Source organism: Novosphingobium sp., assembly GCF_036803765.1.
In the GTDB taxonomy this organism is placed as follows: domain Bacteria; phylum Pseudomonadota; class Alphaproteobacteria; order Sphingomonadales; family Sphingomonadaceae; genus Novosphingobium.
This window is the reverse complement of sequence record NZ_DAIRTS010000011.1, coordinates 98,481-116,908: the sequence shown is the minus strand read 5'-3', so window position 1 is coordinate 116,908 and position 18,428 is coordinate 98,481. Positions and strand designations below refer to the sequence as shown.

Genomic DNA, 18,428 nt, shown 5'->3' with positions numbered 1-18,428 from the left:
AGTCCACTCCCGTTCGGGCTGAGCTTGTCGAAGCCCGGCTGGCAAGCGCAGCGCTGGGGCCCTTCGCCAGGCTCAGGGCGAACGGCGCTTGGTGAAGGACCTCAGTAGTCCAGTCCCGTTCGGGCTGAGCTTGTCGAAGTCCGGCTGGCAAGCGCAGCCCTAGGGTCCTTCAACAGGCTCAGGGCGAACGGAAATGGGGGGCAGGGTCAATCACGCGTCCGCCGCGATCGATACGGCCCAGATGGCGAGGCCCAGCAGCACCGTCATGGTCGTCATCGTGCCGATCATGCGCAGCTTGATGAGCTTGCCGCCGTCCATGCCCACGCCGTGGGCCACGCGACCGAGCAGATAGATGCCCATGGCGCCCAGCAACCAGATGCTGCCCGGGCGGGCCAGTTCGACCGCGCCGGCGAGAATCAGCACGATCGGTGCGCTCTCGATGAAGTTGGCCTGGGCGCGCATCCGGCCGATCAGCGCCGGGTTGCCGCCGTCGCCCATGAAGATCTTGGTGGCGCGGCGCACCATGCCGATGCGGATCATCAGCCAGATGTTGAGAATCGCCGCGGCGCCGGCAGATGCCAGCGTGATGGGCAGGATGATCGGCATGCAGTTCCCCTCTCGTGCATATTATCCGGGTTTCTTGCTAGCGAGGCCAAGCTTGCAAAGCACGAGAAAATCCGTATAGGCGCGCCTTCGCCCGTGATAGGCGATGCCGGTCCTCCCGCTCTCGTCGAACGGAAACCGTATGAACCCCTCGTCGTGAGATGCGGGGTTGTGCGGCGGACCTGTTTTCCCTATCGCGCCCGCAACAGACGTTATTTTCAGGAACAGGTGCCGAAATGGCCGTCCCCAAAAGAAAGACCAGCCCCTCCCGCCGGGGCATGCGCCGCAGCCACGATGCGCTGAAGGCCGAAGCCTTCCACGAATGCTCGAACTGCGGTGAACTCAAGCGTCCGCACATGCTGTGCAACGCTTGCGGTCACTACAACGGTCGCGAAATCATCGCCGTCGGCGCCTGAGTCGATCTGACGGAGGGGTGATCGGATCATGAGCCTGCCCAGAATCGCCGTCGATGCGATGGGCGGCGACGAGGGTGTGCGCGTGATGATCGAAGGCGCGGCTCTCGCGCGTCGTCGTCACGAGCGCTTCAAGTTCCTGCTGGTCGGGGACGAAGCGCGGATCAAGCAGGCTCTCGAGCATCACCCCAACCTTCGGGCCGCGTCGGAGATCCTCCACGCGCCCGAAGCCGTGGCCGGCGACGAAAAGCCGACCCAGGCCCTGCGCCGCGCCCGCACCACGTCGATGGGATTGGCCATCGATGCGGTGAAGCGCGGCGAGGCCGGCGCTGCCGTGAGTGGCGGCAATACTGGCGCGCTGATGGCCATGGCCAAGCTTGCCCTGCGCACGATGCCCGGCATCGATCGCCCGGCGCTGGCCGCGCTGGTGCCCACGCTCGGCGACAACGATCTCGTCATGCTCGATCTCGGTGCCAATACCGAGTGCGACGCGCGCAATCTCTTCCAGTTCGCGATCATGGGCGCCGCCTATGCGCGCATCGTCAACGGGCTGGAAAGCCCGCGCGTGCGCCTGCTCAACATCGGCACCGAAGAGACCAAGGGCACCGAAAACCTGCGTGATGCCGCAACGCTCCTCAAGGATGCGACCGCGCTGGCGCTGACTTTCGACGGCTTCACCGAGGCGGACAAGCTGCCGCGCGGCGACTTCGACGTGGCGGTGACCGACGGGTTCTCGGGCAATATCGCACTCAAGGCGATGGAAGGGGCCGCGCGTTTCGTCGGCGACCTGCTGCGCCGCAGCTTTTCCAGCTCGCTCCGCTCCAAGGTCGGCTTCCTGATCTCGAAGCCTGCGACCGAGTTGCTCAAGCATCATCTCGATCCCAACAACCACAACGGCGCGATCTTCCTCGGCCTCAATGGCGTGGTGGTGAAAAGCCACGGCAGCGCCTCGGCGATGGGCGTCGCCAATGCCGTCGCCGTCACCGCGCGGCTGATCGAGGAAAACCTGATCGAGCGCATCGCCGCCGACATCGCGGCCGTCGATCCAGATACCATCCGCCAGCCCTCACGGCGCAAGGCGGCCACTCAAGAAGGTGAAACCGCACTGTGACTTTGCGTTCGGTGATTACCGGCAGCGGCTCGGCCTTGCCGAAGCGCGCCGTCTCGAATGCCGAAATGGCCGAGATGGTCGACACCTCCGACGAGTGGATCGTCGAACGCACGGGCATCCGCAACCGCTACATCGCCGGCGACGGCGAGACGACTTCCTCGTTGGCCACCGAAGCTGCGCGCCGGGCTATCGAGGCGGCGGGGATCGAGGCGGCGTCGATCGACCTCATCGTGCTGGCCACCGCCACGCCCGACCAGACCTTTCCCGCCACAGCCACGATCGTGCAGCACAACCTGGGCTGCAACGGCGGCATCGCGTTCGACGTCGCCGCAGTGTGCTCGGGCTTCCTCTACGCCATGGCCACCGCCGACTCGATGCTGCGCACCGGCATGGCGCGCCGCGCGCTGGTGATCGGCGCCGAGACCTTCAGCCGCATCCTCGACTGGGACGACCGTGCGACCTGCGTGCTGTTCGGCGACGGCGCGGGCGCAATGGTGCTCGAAGCGCGCGACGTCGATCCGGCCGACCCGGCGGCGCCCGGCCTGCTCGGATCGCGCCTTCATGCCGATGGCGCGCACAACCAGCTGCTCTATGTCGATGGCGGGGTGTCCACCACGCAAAGCGTCGGCAAGCTGCGCATGAAGGGCCGCGAGGTTTTCCGCCATGCGGTCACCAACCTGGCCAGCGTGTTGCAGGAAGTGCTCGGCCAGAGCGGCCATACCGCCGCGGACATCGACTGGGTCGTACCGCACCAAGCCAATTACCGCATTCTCGATGCCACTGCGCGCAAGCTCGGCTTGCCGGCCGAGAAGGTGGTGGTGACGGTCGATCGTCACGCCAACACCAGCGCCGCCTCGGTGCCACTGGCCTACGACACTGCCGTGCGCGACGGCCGGATCCAGCCCGGGCAGCTCGTAATGTTCGAGGCCATGGGCGGCGGTTTCACCTGGGGCGCGGCACTCGCGAGGGTATGATTCGCTGTATACGGCACCGGGCGGTGGGGACCTCACCGGCGCCGGACGGTCATCTGTCTGATTTCAGGGCAGATACGGGGCGGCACGTCGCACACGGGCAATGGATTGCATTGCCTGCGGGACAAATGCCGCTATTGTGATTTCGGGATGGGAACTTTTACCGGGGGGTAAAACCAAATGCGTTCTGTTGGTACGCTGACTCGTGCTGATCTTGCCGAGAGCATCAATCGCCGTGTCGGTCTCTCTCGAGCGGACTCGCTCGAAATGGTCGAGGCTATCCTCGGTCACATGAGCGAGGCTCTGGCCGAAGGCGAGAACGTCAAGATTTCGGGGTTCGGCACGTTCCTGTTGCGCGACAAGGCGGAGCGGATCGGACGCAATCCCAAGACCGGCGTGGAAGTGCCGATTACCCCGCGTCGCGTGCTGACCTTCCGGGCCAGCCAGATGCTCAAGGACCGCATTTGCGAAGAAGCCTGATAGCCATGTTACATGACGGATAACGGCCACAGCCCATACGCCGAAGGTCGTTATGACGACGGCCCATATGGTGACGGGAAGGCACCCGATGCCTTGCGCACCATCGGCGAAGTGGCCCGCATCCTGGGAGTGAAGCCTCACGTCCTGCGCTATTGGGAAGAGCATTTCCCGATGCTTCGTCCGCTGACGCGTGCGGGTAACCGGCGCTATTACCGCGCCGCCGACGTGGCGCTGCTGGCGACCATCGATCGCCTGCTAAATCGCGAGGGCTACACCGTGCGCGGCGCGCGCCAGGCGATCGAAAGCGGGGCGAGCGTCAGCTTCGACCGCGGCGGCATGGCGCCGCCGGCGCCTGCTGTGGGCGAGGGTGGCGTGATGACGCAGGCGGTCGCCGATCCGAGCGCGGAACGCCATTCGGTGCCCGGGCTGGAAGGCGAACTCGTTGCCGCCATCGCGCGGCTGCGCGTGCATCTCGAGGCGATACGCGGCAACTTGGCCTATGCCCTGAGCGACGAGCCGGAAACCTGATCCACCGGAGTTGCCGTTCAGGGGCGGGGAGGGCGGCGTGAATTGCCTGCCCACCGGGTCATGTCCAAAAGGGCACGACTTTACTTCCAGCTGAATTTCACGTTTCGTTTCAGCGTGATACCTGCCTTTTCGGTGCAGATGCCATCGAATCGCCATGGAACCACTCGCAGGCGCCCTCATTCAAGCGGCGGCAATGCAGCCGAGTGGAGAGTTTCCATGCTCAAAGGCAAGTTTACCGCAGTGATGGCCGTCGCCGGCCTCGTTCTGTCCGCCAGCCCTGTCCTCGTGCCCGCGGCTCAGGCCGCCGCGTCGAAGATGGTCGGCGGTGCAGCCATGGTCGGCACCAAGACGATCGTCGCCAATGCGTCGCAGTCGGCTGACCACACCACGCTGGTCGCAGCCGTCAAGGCCGCCGGCCTCGTCGACACGCTGAACAGCGCGGGTCCGTTCACCGTCTTCGCGCCGACCAACGCGGCGTTCGCAGCGCTGCCGGCCGGCACCGTCGACACCCTGCTCAAGCCCGAGAACAAGGCGCAGCTGACCCAGATCCTGACCTACCACGTCGTGGCGGGCAAGGTGACCGCGGCGCAGCTGATGGCCAAGATCAAGGCCGGTGGCGGCACCGCCACGCTGACCACCGTCGAAGGCGAACCGCTGACGGCTAGCATCGTCGACGGCAAGGTCGTGCTGACCGACGCCAAGGGCGGCAAGTCGACCGTCACGATCGCGGACGTGCCGCAGTCGAACGGTGTCGTCCACGTCGTCGACGCGGTTCTGATGCCGTAATGAGATTGGTTGGGGGTGGGCTCTTATCAGGCTCGCCCCCGACCCCTCCCGCCCGCGGGAGTGGGAGGTATGGGAAAGCTCGGCTTATCCCTCCAGCGCCTCGGCGATCAGCCGGCGCGTATTGGCCACGCCATAGAGCGCGATGAAGCTGCCCATGCGCGGGCCTTGCGACGAACCCAGCAGGGTTTCGTATAGCGCCTTGAACCAGTCGCGCAGGCTTTCGAACCCGTAATGCGGGTCCTTGCCGATTTCGTAGACCATGTTCTGCAGCTCTTCGGCCGTCGCGTCCTCGCTGGTTGCGGCCAGTTCCTCGTCGAGCGCGGCCAGAGCCGCCGCTTCGCCGGCTTCGGGCTTGCGGCGCTGCAGGGTCGGGGCGATGAAGTCGCGGTTGTAGGCCAGCGCGCGCGTGACGAGCGCATCGAGCGCCGGGTGTGCCGCGGGATCGGCGTCGCTGACGTAGTTGGCGAGGTACGACCACACCTGTTCGCGCGTGGCACGGGCGCCCAGCACGCCCACGAGATTGAGCAGCAGACCATAGGTCACCGGCAGGGAATCCCCCGCGCCGCCGGCATAGCCATTGGTGCGCAGCAGGTGCCATGCGGGATTGCCAAGCTGCTGCTCGATCGGCTGCGTCGGCAGCTTTTCGCGGAACTGCCAGTATTCGTCCACCGCGCGCGGAATGATCCCGACGTGCAGCGACTTGGCGCTCTTGGGCTCGCGGAACAGGTAGAAGCTGAGGCTTTCCTCGCTGCCGTAATCGAGCCACTGCTCGATCGTCAGGCCGTTGCCCTTCGACTTCGAGATCTTCTCGCCCTTCTCATCGAGGAACAGCTCGTAGATCAGGCCTTCCGGGCGGCGGCCGCCGAGGACCTGTGCAATGCGGCCTGATTGCGTCAGGCTGTCGGTCAGGTCCTTGCCGCACATCTCGTAGTCGACGCCGAGCGCGACCCAGCGCATCGCCCAGTCGACCTTCCACTGCAGCTTGGACTTGCCGCCCAACACCGATTGCTCGACCGTCTCGCCGGTCACGTCGGTGAAGCGGATCGTGCCGGCCTCGGCATCGACCACCTCGATGGGCACCTGCAGCACCTGGCCGTTGCTGGGAGAGATCGGCAGCACCGGCGAGTAGGTCTTGCGCCGTTCCTCGCGCAGCGTCGGCAGCATGATCGCCATGATCGCGTCGAAGTTGCGCAGCACGCCCTTCAGCGCCTCGTCGAATTCGCCGGCATTGTAGCGATCCGCGCCCGAGACGAATTCGTAGTCGAACCCGAAGCGGTCGAGAAATTCGCGCAGCATCGCGTTGTTGTGGTGCGCGAAGCTCTCGTACTTGCCGAACGGGTCGGGAATGCGGCTCAGCGGCTCCTGCAGGTGGGCGGTGAGCATGTCCTTGTTGGGGACGTTGTCGGGCACCTTGCGCAGCCCGTCCATATCGTCGGAAAAGGCGACGAGGCGCGTCGGGTGGCCGCCGGTCAGGACTTCGTAGGCCCGGCGCACCAGCGTGGTGCGCAGCACTTCCTGGAACGTGCCGATATGCGGCAGGCCCGAGGGACCGTATCCGGTCTCGAACAGCACGGGCACCAGTTCGCCCGCGGCGTCGCGCTTGCCGCCGGGGAAGCGCTTGACCAGCTTGCGGGCTTCCTCGAACGGCCAGGCTTTGGACGCCTGCGCGGCGCTGGCGAGGGCCTCGGCGGAAAGCGCGGCGGCGGCAGGGTCAGCGGCAGAGTCAGCGGTCGGGGCGGCGGCGGTGCTGTCGGTCTGGGTCATGATGCTTCGCCCTTTCGCGATTCCGCCGGGCGAGTGCAAGAAAAAGCGAAAATGCGGCACGTTCCTGCAAAGGACCGCACCGCATTTCCGTGGAGGCTCCTGAAGCGTGGTGGTGGGGTTACTTCAGGAGCGAGAGGACATTCTGCTGGTTCTGGTTGGCCTGCGAGATCATCGCGGTCGATGCCTGGGCGAGGATCTGCGCCTTGGCCATCGCGGTGGTCTCGGCAGAATAATCGGTGTCGAGGATGCGGCTGCGCGCGTCCGACAGGTTGGTCACGTTGTCGTTGAGGTTGTTGACCACCGACTGCAGCCGGTTCTGCCCGGCACCGAGCGAGGCACGCGTCGCCGAAACCGCCTTGAGCGCGGCGTCGATGTTATCCATCGTCGTCGAAGCCTTGCTGGGGTCCGAGACATCGAGCGCCTGGGTGGCAGTGGGATCGGTCGAATAGCTGGTCAGGTTGTTGCCACCCGAGTCCGTGCCGAACAGATAGGCCCCCGCAAACGCGGTGCTGACCAGCGTGACGGTGTCGGTCGTCTCGGCGCCGGTCTGGATGACCAGGCTGACGTTGTCGTCCGACACCATGCTGCCCGGCGTGGTCGAGGCGGGATCGTTGGCCGACACCTTGAACACGTTGTTGCCGTTGAACTTCATGTTGTTGAGCACGTCGGACACCTGGGCGGCCAGGTTCGACACTTCCGACTGCATCGCGACGCGATCCGAGGTCTGGTAGGTTTCCGACTTCGACTGCACCGCCAGCTCGCGAATGCGCTGGAGCATGTTGGTGAGTTCGTTGAGCGCCCCGTCGGCGGTCTGCGCCATCGATATGCCGTCGTTGGCATTGCGCACGCCCTGCTGCATGCCCTGGATCTGCGAGGTCATGGTGGTGGTGATCGCAAGCCCTGCCGCATCGTCCTTGGCGCTGTTGAGGCGCTTGCCGGTGGACAGGCGCTGCATGGCGACGCCTGCCATCTGCGAGGCGCTGATCGAGGCATTGGCGGCGCGGATTGCCGAGATATTAGTGTTGATGACGGCCATTTTCCCATTCTCCACTATGGGTTGCGTGACGATCCGGGGCACATGTCTCACCGGTTCGGATGCAAAGACGGCCGTGCGGGGGATTGTTTAAGGGCGGGGCAGGGGTGTTGCGATGACCCCTCCACCACCGCTTCGCGGCGGTCCTCCTCCCCACCCTTGCGGGCAGGGAGGAGCCATGATCCTCTCCACATCGGGGGGAGGTGGCAGCCCGCAGGGCTGACGGAGGGGCCAGGGCTTCCGCCAACGCAACACACAACCCCCAAAGGTACGACCGGCTTGCCCTTTGTTCCATTTCCGTTCACAGCATCGGGATGGCCGACCCCGCCGATCCTGCTTCGTTTCCCGGCTCCGACGGGGTGCCGCCGGTGCTGAACCTGCCCGCGATTCACGCCAGCCACGGCGGATGCTGGCTGCGCGGGATGGACATGTTTTCCTCCACGCGCGCGGTAGGGAAGGGCGAGGCGATCGTCGCGGCGGCCGATACCCCGCTGCTGATGCTCAATGCCCCGCTGGTGGCGAGCCGGCTGGGCTATCCCGACCTCTCGGGCCTCGACCTGCTCGAGCTTTATGCCTTCATCCATCCCGCGCGTTTCGTCGTGCCGACGCCGCGCGGGTTGGCGGTGGCGCTGGGCCTGGCGGCGCCGACCGGCGATGCGGATGTGCCCCTGCTGTTGCAGCAGGCGGCGGAGGCCTTGCTGGCGACGGCTGCGGCGCCGGACTGGCCCGAGCGCGAAGGCGCGTGGAGCGCGTTGCAGTCGATGATCAAGCTGCGCTGGCCCTGGGCGACGCTGCTCAGCGGCCGCATCGCGCGGCCCGAGCGGGCCGAGCGCTGGCTGTTCACGCGCCTGCCCGAGTGGGAGGAGACCGGCGAGCGCCCGCAGCCCGCGCAAGTGACGCTCGACGACGCCGCGGTGCGCTGGCAGCTGGAGCAGCTGACCGGTGCCGGGGCCGAGGACCGGCCGGGCCAGCGCGCCTTTGCCAGCGCCGCGGCGCAGATGTTCGCACCGCGTCGCGGGCAGCGCCAGCCGCATGTCGTCCTCGCGCAGGCCGGCACGGGCACGGGCAAGACGCTGGGCTATTTGGCGCCGGCCTCGTTGTGGAGCGAGCGTTCGGGCGGGACGGTCTGGGTTTCGACGTACACCAAGGCGCTGCAACGCCAATTGCGCCGCGAAAGCGCGCGCGCCTTTGCGCCGCCCCCACCGGGCAGCAAGGCGCCCGCGGCGGTCGTGGTGCGCAAGGGGCGCGAGAATTACCTGTGCCTGCTCAACCTCGAAGACGCCTTGCAGGGCGGCTTTACCGGACGGCCGGCGATCATGGCGCAGCTGGTCGCGCGCTGGGCCGCCTATAGCCAGGACGGCGACATGATCGGCGGCGACCTGCCGGGCTGGCTGGGCACGCTGTTCCGCAAGCGCGGCATCGCGGCACTGACTGACCAGCGCGGCGAATGCGTCTATGCCGGCTGCCCGCATTACCGCAAATGCTTCATCGAACGTGCCGCGCGGGCCAGTGCCGAGGCGGAACTGGTCATCGCCAATCACGCGCTGGTCATGGTCAACGCCGCCCGCGGCCGCGACGTGGCGCAGCGGCCGACGCGCATCGTCTTCGACGAAGGCCATCACGTTTTCGATGCCGCCGACAGCACCTTTGCCGCCGCGCTGACCGGGATGGAGGCGATCGAGCTGCGCCGCTGGGTGATCGGCCCTGAAGGCAAGTCGCGCGGGCGGCGGCGGGGGCTGGCCGCACGGCTGGCCGATGTCGCCAGCTACGACGACGAGGGCGCGGTCGCGATCACCCAGGCGCGCGAGGCGGCCGAGCTGCTGCCCGCCGAGGGCTGGCTCGCGCGGATCGGCGAGGGCACGCCCGATGGCCCGCTGGAACGGCTGCTGGCGGCGGTGCGGGCCACGGTGCTGGCGCGCGATGAAAGCGGTGGGACCGAGGCCGGCTATGGCCTCGAGACCGAGGCCGCACAGCTCGACGGGCCTCTGCTCGAAGCCGTGGCGGGGGCGCTGGAGGGGCTGGAAGACCTGCGCCAGCCGCTGCTGCGGCTCGGGCTGCGACTGGAAGCGATCATCGAGGAAGGGCCGGACTGGCTCGACGGGCAGGCGCGCGCGCGCATCGAGGGCGCTCGCAGCGCGATCGGCTGGCGTACCGACCTGCTGGCCGGCTGGATCGCGCTGCTCGGGCGCCTCGGCGGACCGGCGGACCCGGATTACGTCGACTGGCTGGCGCTCGATCGTTCGGATGGGCGCGAGTGGGACATGGGGCTGCACCGCCACCACCTCGATCCGATGAAGCCCTTCGCCGATGCGGTGCTGGCCCCGGCGCACGGGGTGCTGATGACCTCGGCCACGCTGACCGATGGCGGCGACTGGCAGGGCGCGATCACGCGCAGCGGCGCCGCCCGGCTCGCGGTAAAGCCGCATGTCTTCGCGACGCCCAGCCCGTTCGACTATCCCAACCAGGCCGAAGTGCTGATCGTCACCGACGTGCCCAAGGGCGACATTGCCGCGCTGGCGGGTGCCTATGCCCGGCTGATCGAGGCGAGCGGGGGCGGCGCGCTCGGGTTGTTCACCGCGATTCGCCGGCTGCGCGCGGTGCACGGACGCATCGCCGACCGGCTCGCGCGGGCAGGGCTGCCGCTCTATGCCCAGCATGTCGATCCGATCGACACCGGCACGCTGGTCGACATCTTCCGCGACGATCCGCGCGCCTCGCTGCTGGGCACGGACGCCTTGCGCGACGGGGTGGACGTGCCCGGCCAATCGCTGCGGCTGGTGGTGATGGAGCAGGTGCCCTGGCCCAAGCCCTCGATCCTGCACCGCGCGCGCCGGCTCGCCACGCCGCGCGAGGAGGGCGGGGCGCAGGGCCATGACGACCGCATCATCCGGGCGCGCCTGGCGCAGGCGTTCGGACGGCTGATCCGCTCGGCCGACGACCGCGGGCACTTCGTGGTGTTGTCCTCGGCCTTTCCCTCGCGCCTGCTCAGTGCCTTCCCGGCCGGAACCCCGGTGCGGCGCGTCACGCTCGATCAGGCTTTACAATCGCTGTCGGCGCGTGTTGAGGAATCGGCACAGGCCCCGCATCACGCCAGCCCCTTTCCCGAGAATCACGTGTGAAAACGCTCGCCTTGTTCCGCCATGCCAAGTCCGACTGGAGCGACGCGCGCGCGCGCGATTTCGATCGGCCGCTGAATGCGCGTGGCCAGCGAGGCGCGGTGGCCATGGGCGAACACGTGCGCGACACGGGCCGCATGTTCGAGCGGGTGATCGCCTCGCCCGCAGTGCGCGTGGCCGAGACGATCGAATATGCCAGCACCGCCTGGGGCCGCTCGTTCCCGGTCGAGTGGGACCGGCGCATCTATCTCGCCAGCTCGGCCACGCTGATCGACCTGCTGCGCGAGCTGGCCGGCGATCCGGCCAGCGTGCTGATGATCGGACACAATCCCGGACTTGAGGACCTGATCTTCGATCTCGTGCCCGATGACGGCACCAGTCCCTTGCGCGACGTGGTAGAGGCCAAGTTTCCCACCGCGACGTACGCGGTCATGGAACTGGCGATCGACCGCTGGGACGATATCGCCAATGGCTGCGCCCGGCTGGTCGAGCTGACGCGCCCGCGCGACCTCGATCCGACCTTGGGGCCCCAAGCTGCGCAATGATCCTGCGTAGATAGCAAAAAAACCGGTTGTTTCGGAAACCAATAGGGGTCACGGTCCGCGCGGATTCCAAGGGAGCCTGACGACCATGCCCAAGCCCACCACTTCGCCCCTGATGCGCGCCACCGCGCTTGCGCTTGCCCTGGCCGGCGGCACGGCTCTTGCCGCAGCGCCTGCTCTTGCGGCCGGCAAGGGCCACGCCGCCGCAGAGGCGCAGACGCTCGAGCTGTCGAAGCAGGTCATCGCGCTGCGCTCGGTGCAGGGACCGGGCAACGAGACCGACAAGGTTGCGGGCGTGTTCCGCGACGCGCTGGTCAAGGGCGGCTGGGCCGCCAGCGACATCGAGATCGTGCCGGTGGGCGACACCGCCTACATGGTCGCCACGTGGAAGGGCAGCGACGCCTCGCTCAAGCCGCTGGTGGTCTCGGGGCACATGGACGTGGTCGAGGCCAAGCGCGCCGACTGGGAGCGTGATCCCTTCGTGCCCGTGGTCGAGAACGGCAACCTCTACGGGCGCGGTGCGCTCGACATGAAGTTCAACGCAGCGCTCGCCGTGTCCTCGCTGATCGACATGCGCCAGGCCGGCTACAAGCCCAAGCGCACGATCGTCATCGCCTTCTCGGGTGACGAGGAAACGACGATGAAGACCAGCCAGATCCTGGCCGAGCGGCTCAAGGGTGCCGATATCGTCATCAACGTCGACGGCGGCGGCGGCATGCTGTCGGAAGAAGGCGCCAAGCCGCTGGCCTGGACCTGGGAAGGCGCGGAAAAGAATTACGCCGACTTCAAGCTCGAAGTGACCAACGCCGGCGGGCACAGCTCGGCCCCGCGTCCCGAGAACGCCATCGTCCAGCTGTCGCAGGCGCTGGTGCGGATCGGCGCCTATCACTTCACCCCCGAAGTCAGCCCGCTGACCAAGGCCTTCCTCGAAAGCGCGGCCAAGATCACGCCCGAGCCCGACATTGCCGGCGCGATGCGGGCCTTTGCGGCCGACCCGACCGACGCCTCTGCCATCGCGACGCTGCGCGCCCATCCCGAAACGATCGGCCGCATCGAGACGACCTGCGTGCCGACCATGCTCAGCGGTGGCCATGCGCTCAACGCGTTGCCTCAGCGCGCCACGGCCAACATCAACTGCCGCATCTTCCCCGGGCACAAGCGCGAGGACATCATGGCCGAGCTGGTCAAGGTCGCGGATGCGCCGGTGGTCAAGTTCTCGGACGTGACCGAAGGCTCGACCGCGTCGCCCGCCAGCCCGATGCGCGCCGACTTTCTCAAGGCTGCCGACAAGGCGATCCACCAGGCCTATCCGGGCATCATGGTGATCCCGGCCCAGTCCTCGGGCGCGTCGGATTCGATGTGGTACCGCGTCAACGGCGTCGACGCCTATGGCGCCAGCCCGGTGCTCATCAAGGGCAGCGAGGAATTTGCGCATGGCCTCAACGAGCGCGTGCCGCTCTCGAACATCAAGCCGGGCGTGGTCTATTTCACCAGCCTGCTGACCGACCTGTCGAAGTAAGACGAGGCGCGCGCCGCCCCGGCCCGGGTCACGACCTGGCCGGGGCGGCGCACCTGCCCCGATGGCCGAGGCGCTGCGTCGATTACCACGGGATGACAGCGCGCCCGCTCGCTGCTAACGGGCGCGCATGACCGACCTCGCGCTGATCCGCAATTTCTCCATCATTGCCCATATCGATCACGGCAAGTCCACGCTGGCCGACCGCCTGATCCAGTACACGGGCGGCCTCGCCGAGCGCGAGATGACCGCGCAGGTGCTCGACAATATGGACATCGAGCGCGAGCGCGGCATTACCATCAAGGCGCAGACCGTCCGGCTCGACTACAAGGCCAAGGACGGCAAGACCTATCAGCTCAACCTGATGGACACGCCCGGCCACGTCGACTTCGCCTACGAGGTCAGCCGCAGCCTGGCGGCGTGCGAGGGCGCGCTGCTGGTGGTCGACGCGGCGCAGGGCGTCGAGGCGCAGACGCTCGCCAACGTCTATCAGTCGATCGAGCACGACCACGAGATCGTGCCCGTCATCAACAAGATCGACCTGCCCGCCGCCGAGCCGGAAAAGGTCAAGACCGAGATCGAGGAAGTGATCGGCATCGACGTGAGCCACGCCGTGCTGGCCAGCGCAAAGTCGGGCATCGGCATCGAGGAAGTGCTCGACGCGGTCGTCGAGCGCATCCCCGCGCCGGGCGGCGATCGCAATGCACCGCTGAAAGCCATGCTGGTGGACTCGTGGTACGATCCCTACCTCGGCGTAGTCATTCTCGTGCGCGTGATCGACGGCGTCATCAAGAAGGGCCTGCAGGTTCGGTTCATGGCGGGCGGCACCGACCACCTGATCGACCGCGTCGGCTGCATGCGTCCCAAGATCGAGCAACTGGCCGAACTCGGGCCGGGCGAGATCGGGTTCATCACCGCGCAGATCAAGGAAGTGGCGCAGGCCCGCGTCGGTGACACCATCACCACGGTCAAGGGCGGCGCAGCCGAGCCGCTGGCAGGCTTCAAGGAAGTGCAGCCGGTGGTGTTCTGCGGCCTCTTCCCGACCGATGCGGCAGACTTCGAGAAGCTGCGCGACTCGATCGGCAAGCTGCGCCTCAACGACGCGTCGTTCAGCTTCGAGATGGAATCGAGCGCGGCGCTGGGCTTCGGCTTCCGCTGCGGATTCCTCGGTCTGCTACACCTGGAAATCATCCAGGAGCGCCTCAGCCGCGAATACGATCTCGATCTCATCACCACCGCGCCGTCGGTGGTCTATCGCCTGACCATGACCGACGGCTCCACGCAGGAGCTGCACAACCCGGCCGACATGCCCGACGTGGTTAAGATCGACACGATGGAAGAGCCGTGGATCAAGGCCACGATCTACACGCCGGATGAGTATCTCGGCTCGATCCTCAAGCTGTGCCAGGATCGTCGCGGCATCCAGACCGGGCTGACCTATGTCGGCGGCCGCGCCCAGGTGAATTACGAGCTGCCGCTCAATGAAGTGGTGTTCGATTTCTACGATCGCCTGAAGTCGATCAGCCGCGGCTATGCCAGCTTCGACTACGAGCAGATCGGTCTGCGCGAGGGCGACCTCGTCACGATGAACATCCTCGTCAACAACGAGCCGGTCGACGCGCTGAGCATGATCGTCCACCGGAGCCAGGCCGAGGCACGCGGCCGTGCGCTGTGCGAGCGGCTCAAGGACCTGATCCCGCGCCACCTGTTCAAGATTCCGATCCAGGCCGCGATCGGCGCCAAGGTGATCGCGCGCGAAACCATCGCGGCGATGCGCAAGGACGTGACCGCCAAGTGCTATGGCGGCGACATCAGCCGCAAGAAGAAGCTTCTGGAAAAGCAGAAGGAAGGCAAGAAGCGGATGCGCGAGTACGGCAACGTGCAGATCCCGCAGGAAGCCTTCATCGCCGCGCTGCGGATGGGCGAGGAATAAGAGGAGAGGGGGCGTACTGCCCCCTTTTTTCAGCGTTCGGTTCACGCAAAGGCGCGAAGGCGCAATGATCGGGGGCGCAATGATCGGGCAAGGCCCTTTGCGCCTTTGCGCCTCTGCGCGAACCGTTTCCGCACGGCGCGCTGTTGGCAGGACCGTCCGGGGAACCTAACCGCAAGTCGTCCGGTTGAGGGAACAGGCGCATTTTCGCGCCTGCAGCAAACCTCAGTCCTACCGGAGGCCACTTGCCGATCCTGCGCCTGTTTCGCTCGCTGTTGATTGCCCTCGCGCTCTGCGCAGCGCCCGCGGCCCATGCCCAGCTGACGCCTGCGGCGCCATCGACCCCTGCCGCGCCGACCGACCCCTACGGCCGTGAAACGCCGCGCTCCGCCGTGGCGGGCCTGATCCAGGCATTGGCCGGACGCGATTACGAGCGCGCCGCGCACTACATGGCCGTGCGCATGGACAATCCGCGGCTGGTGAACGGGTCGGAAGAACTGGCGCGGCGCCTGCAGGTGCTGCTCGACAAGGGCGGCACCCTGCGCGCGTTCGGCGCCTTGTCGAACGATCCGGTCGGCGTGCTCAACGACGACCTGCCGTTCGATCGCGAAGTCGTCGGCACGATGCGCGTGGGCGACAACAAGGTTCCGGTGACCCTCGCGCGCAGCCAGCAGGGCAATGTCGTGGTCTGGCGCGTGGCGCCCGAGACGCTGCAGGTCCTGGCCGCGACCAGCGTCCCGCGCGACGAGCCGGCGGCGAGCACCACGCCCGATGGCTGGATCATCGGTGGTGCGCCGGTCAGCGACTGGATGCTGCTGTTCGGCCTCGCCGCGATCAGCTTTGCCCTGTTCCGCGTTCTTGCGGCGCTGATCCTGCTGGCGGTGCGCAAGGCCATACCCCAGTGCCAGACCAGCCCGGTCTATCGCTTCCTGCAGGCCGCGCTGCCGCCGCTCAGCCTGTTCCTCTCGATCATGATCTTCTTCATCTGGGCCAATCGCCTGCCGGTGGCGATCGTCGCGCGGCAAACGCTGCTGCGCTATGGCGGCACCGTGGCCCTGGTGGCGCTGGTGTGGTTCGCGCTGCGCCTGATCGACGCCATCGCCGAGGTTGCGACGCGCCGCCTGCGCCATCACCAGCGCCGCCAGGTCATCTCGGTGGTCAACCTGCTGCGCCGCGCGGCGAAACTCCTCCTGCTGGCCTTCACCGTCGTCGGCGTGCTCGATACCTTCGGCATCAACGTGACCACGGGCATCGCCGCGTTGGGCATCGGCGGTATTGCCCTGGCGCTCGGCGCGCAGAAGACGGTCGAGAATCTCGTGGGCAGCGTGACCGTCATCGCCGACCAGCCGGTACAGGTAGGCGATTTCTGCAAGGTGGGCGACGTATCGGGCACGGTCGAGGACGTCGGCATTCGCTCCACCCGCATCCGCACCAACGACCGCACGCTGGTGACCATCCCCAATGGCGATTTCGCCGCGCGCCAGATCGAGAACTTCGCGACCCGCGACCGCTTCCTGTTCAACCCGACGATCGGCGTCGGCTATGGCCTCAATGCGCAGAAGATGCGCGAGGCGGTCGATATCGTTCGCGATACGCTGCTGTCGCACGACATGATCCTGAACGACGGCGTGCGCGCCACGTTCACCAACTTCGGCGAGAATGCGCTGACCATCGACGTGTGGTCCTATCTCGCTGGTCCGGACTACAACAAGGCGATGGAGGCGCGGCAGGAGATCCTGTTGACCATCATGGAGCGCTTCGAGGCCGCGGGCATCGCCATCGCCCTGCCGACTCGCTCGGTGGTGGTGCAGGGCGGCTTTCCGGGGGTCGAGCAGCCGACGGAGTAGGGTTTGGGGCGCGGTCCCTCCACCACCCGCTGCGCGGGCGGTGCCCCTCCCCACGGTGTGGGGAGGATCCTGGCACAACCCAGATCCTCCCCATTCAATGGGGAGGGGGACCAGCCAAAGGCTGGTGGAGGGGCCCCAAAAACCCCCATCAAACGAACCACCCCACGACCACCGCCGCCGCCACCAGCACGCCCGCACCCCACACCGCGCGCGTGATCGGCCGCACAACCGCGGCCCAGTCGGTCACCGCCGCCGGCTCGGTCAGCTTCGCCGTCAGGGCACGCACCAGCCGCGGTGCGTCGTCGCCCAGATGCGCCAGTTCCAGCGCCAGCGCCTTGGCGATCGGCTGCCAATGGTCGGGCGCCAATCGGGCCGCCACCAGCCGCAGCGTCGAGCGACGCAGCGCGGCGGCGAGGTCGAAGCCGGGCTCGATGCGCGCCAGTACGCCGTCGATCGTCACCAGCGCCTTGAAGATCAGTAGCAAGTCGGACGGCATGATCATGCCGGTCTCGCGCAGCAGCGGCAGGAAGTCGGCGACCATGGCTGACAGGTCGAGCGCCGTGCCGCCGTGCCGTGCGATGAGTTTGGCCGCCGCGGCGTCGATTGCGGTGCGCGGCGCGCCGGCGCTTTCGTCCCAGGTCGCCAGCACGGCACCCATCGCCTCGGCATCGGAGGCGATCAGCGCCTGGGTGAAGCGGATGAATTCCTCGCGCCGGCGCGGCGAGACCTGTCCCATCAGCCCGAGGTCGAGCAGCGCGATGCGGTCGCCCGGCAGGCAGCGCAGGTTGCCGGGATGCGGATCGCCGTGGAAGCGCCCGTTGATGAGCACCATGTCGAGCACCACGTCGGCGCCCAGCGCGGCAATTTTCGCCGGGTCTATCCCTGCCGCGCGCAGGATCATGGGATCGAGCGGGGCGATGCCGTCGATGTAATCCATCACCAGCAGTGTCTCGCTGCTCAGCGGCCAATGGATTTCGGGGACGATCACGCGGCGATTGCCGGCAAAGTCCGCGCGCATGCGATCGGCGTTGCGGCCTTCGACCGTGAAGTCCAGTTCCTGGCGCAGGTTGTCGGCCAGTTCGCGCGCCATGGCGCCGGCACGCAAGCGGCGCGCTTCGGAATGCGTGCGCTCGGCAAGCGCGGCGGCACCCGCGATCAGCCGCAGGTCGGCGAGCATGCGCGGCGCGATGCCAGGGCGGCGGATCTTGACCGCTACCGGCCGCCCGTCGGGCAGCGTGGCGCGATGGACCTGCGCCATCGAGGCGGCGGCAAGAGGTATCTCGTCGAACGATGCAAAGCACTCCGCGACCCCAGCGCCCAGCGCCCGTTCGACTTCGTCGCGCAGGTCCGTGAAGGGCAGCGTCGGCGCGGCGCTCTGCAACTGTTCGAGTTCGGCGATCCACGGCGGCGGCAGGAGGTCGGCGCGCGTCGCCAGGATCTGGCCCAGCTTGATCCAGGTTGGCCCGAGGTCCTCGAGCGCCAGGCGCACGCGTCGCGGCAGGTCGGGCTGCGCCTCGTCATCGCCCCGCGCGCCGCTGCCCGGCAGGAACCGCGCCGCCAGCCAGCCAAGGCCATGGCGCGCAAGGATCGCGCCGATCTCGGCGAGCCGGGCGCGGTCGCTGGAGGGGCCGGAAGGGGCGGTGGGCGATGCTGGGTCCGTCATCATACTGAGATAGGGGCTTGGCCGAGGGCGGGGAAGGGCGGCCCTGCTCCGGGTATCATGTCTGCATCTCGACAGGCACGATCACAATTGTTAGCATGGCTAATCAACTCGGGCCGCGCGCGGAC

At 67.4% G+C, this 18,428-nt stretch carries 15 protein-coding genes; 11 read left to right on the top strand and 4 right to left on the bottom strand.

Annotated elements, in window-relative coordinates; genetic code table 11:
* Window positions 1–210 precede the first annotated feature (210 nt).
* Complete coding sequence (locus tag V7Q48_RS09570) at window positions 211–606, bottom strand: MAPEG family protein (RefSeq protein WP_333837793.1); 396 nt, start codon at window positions 604–606, stop codon at window positions 211–213.
* A gap of 233 nt (window positions 607–839) precedes the next feature.
* Here V7Q48_RS09570 and rpmF point away from each other — a divergent pair, with 233 nt between their 5' ends.
* From rpmF to V7Q48_RS09540, 6 genes are all read left to right on the top strand, one after another.
* The gene (gene rpmF, locus V7Q48_RS09565; protein WP_022676831.1) at window positions 840–1,019 is read left to right on the top strand and encodes a 50S ribosomal protein L32; all 180 of its coding nucleotides are present in this window, start codon (window positions 840–842) and stop codon (window positions 1,017–1,019) included.
* Between the two features lie 28 nt (window positions 1,020–1,047).
* The gene (gene plsX / locus V7Q48_RS09560; RefSeq protein ID WP_333837792.1) at window positions 1,048–2,127 is read left to right on the top strand and encodes a phosphate acyltransferase PlsX; all 1,080 of its coding nucleotides are present in this window, start codon (window positions 1,048–1,050) and stop codon (window positions 2,125–2,127) included.
* Entirely contained in the window at window positions 2,124–3,101 is a 978-nt protein-coding gene (locus V7Q48_RS09555) for a beta-ketoacyl-ACP synthase III (RefSeq protein ID WP_333837791.1), read from the top strand. Before plsX ends, V7Q48_RS09555 begins: the two co-directional genes overlap by 4 nt.
* Before the next feature lie 177 nt (window positions 3,102–3,278).
* Window positions 3,279–3,578 carry an integration host factor subunit alpha gene (locus V7Q48_RS09550; RefSeq protein ID WP_333837790.1) on the top strand — a complete coding sequence of 100 codons (300 nt, stop codon included), beginning with the start codon at window positions 3,279–3,281 and terminating at the stop codon, window positions 3,576–3,578.
* A 12-nt stretch (window positions 3,579–3,590) separates the two neighbouring features.
* Window positions 3,591–4,106 (top strand): MerR family transcriptional regulator, encoded by a 516-nt coding sequence (locus V7Q48_RS09545; RefSeq protein ID WP_333837789.1) that lies wholly within the window; start codon window positions 3,591–3,593, stop codon window positions 4,104–4,106.
* Window positions 4,107–4,322: 216 nt separating this feature from the next.
* The gene (locus V7Q48_RS09540; protein WP_333837788.1) at window positions 4,323–4,892 is read left to right on the top strand and encodes a fasciclin domain-containing protein; all 570 of its coding nucleotides are present in this window, start codon (window positions 4,323–4,325) and stop codon (window positions 4,890–4,892) included.
* 84 nt (window positions 4,893–4,976) lie between these two features.
* On the opposite strand, the gene V7Q48_RS09535 is transcribed toward V7Q48_RS09540, so the two are convergent.
* Together V7Q48_RS09535 and V7Q48_RS09530 are read right to left on the bottom strand one after the other, a co-directional pair.
* Complete coding sequence (locus tag V7Q48_RS09535) at window positions 4,977–6,656, bottom strand: lysine--tRNA ligase (RefSeq protein ID WP_333837787.1); 1,680 nt, start codon at window positions 6,654–6,656, stop codon at window positions 4,977–4,979.
* 118 nt (window positions 6,657–6,774) lie between these two features.
* Window positions 6,775–7,692: a flagellin N-terminal helical domain-containing protein gene (locus V7Q48_RS09530; RefSeq protein ID WP_333837786.1), complete on the bottom strand. Its 918-nt coding sequence runs from the start codon at window positions 7,690–7,692 to the stop codon at window positions 6,775–6,777.
* A 311-nt stretch (window positions 7,693–8,003) separates the two neighbouring features.
* Here V7Q48_RS09530 and V7Q48_RS09525 point away from each other — a divergent pair, with 311 nt between their 5' ends.
* From V7Q48_RS09525 to V7Q48_RS09505, 5 genes are all read left to right on the top strand, one after another.
* Window positions 8,004–10,808, top strand: a complete 2,805-nt coding sequence (locus V7Q48_RS09525; RefSeq protein WP_333837785.1) for an ATP-dependent DNA helicase — start codon at window positions 8,004–8,006, stop codon at window positions 10,806–10,808.
* Complete coding sequence (locus V7Q48_RS09520) at window positions 10,805–11,350, top strand: SixA phosphatase family protein (protein WP_333837784.1); 546 nt, start codon at window positions 10,805–10,807, stop codon at window positions 11,348–11,350. The genes V7Q48_RS09525 and V7Q48_RS09520 overlap by 4 nt, the downstream gene beginning before the upstream one ends.
* An 85-nt stretch (window positions 11,351–11,435) precedes the next feature.
* Entirely contained in the window at window positions 11,436–12,866 is a 1,431-nt protein-coding gene (locus V7Q48_RS09515) for a M20/M25/M40 family metallo-hydrolase (protein ID WP_333837783.1), read from the top strand.
* Between the two features lie 127 nt (window positions 12,867–12,993).
* Entirely contained in the window at window positions 12,994–14,796 is a 1,803-nt protein-coding gene (gene lepA / locus V7Q48_RS09510; protein ID WP_333837782.1) for a translation elongation factor 4, read from the top strand.
* A 242-nt stretch (window positions 14,797–15,038) separates the two neighbouring features.
* On the top strand, window positions 15,039–16,640 hold the full coding sequence (locus V7Q48_RS09505) for a mechanosensitive ion channel family protein (protein ID WP_333837781.1): 1,602 nt from the start codon (window positions 15,039–15,041) through the stop codon (window positions 16,638–16,640).
* A gap of 148 nt (window positions 16,641–16,788) precedes the next feature.
* Here the strand turns inward: V7Q48_RS09505 and V7Q48_RS09500 are convergent, their stop codons facing one another.
* Complete coding sequence (locus V7Q48_RS09500; protein WP_333837780.1) at window positions 16,789–18,303, bottom strand: ABC1 kinase family protein; 1,515 nt, start codon at window positions 18,301–18,303, stop codon at window positions 16,789–16,791.
* Window positions 18,304–18,428: the final 125 nt, after the last annotated feature.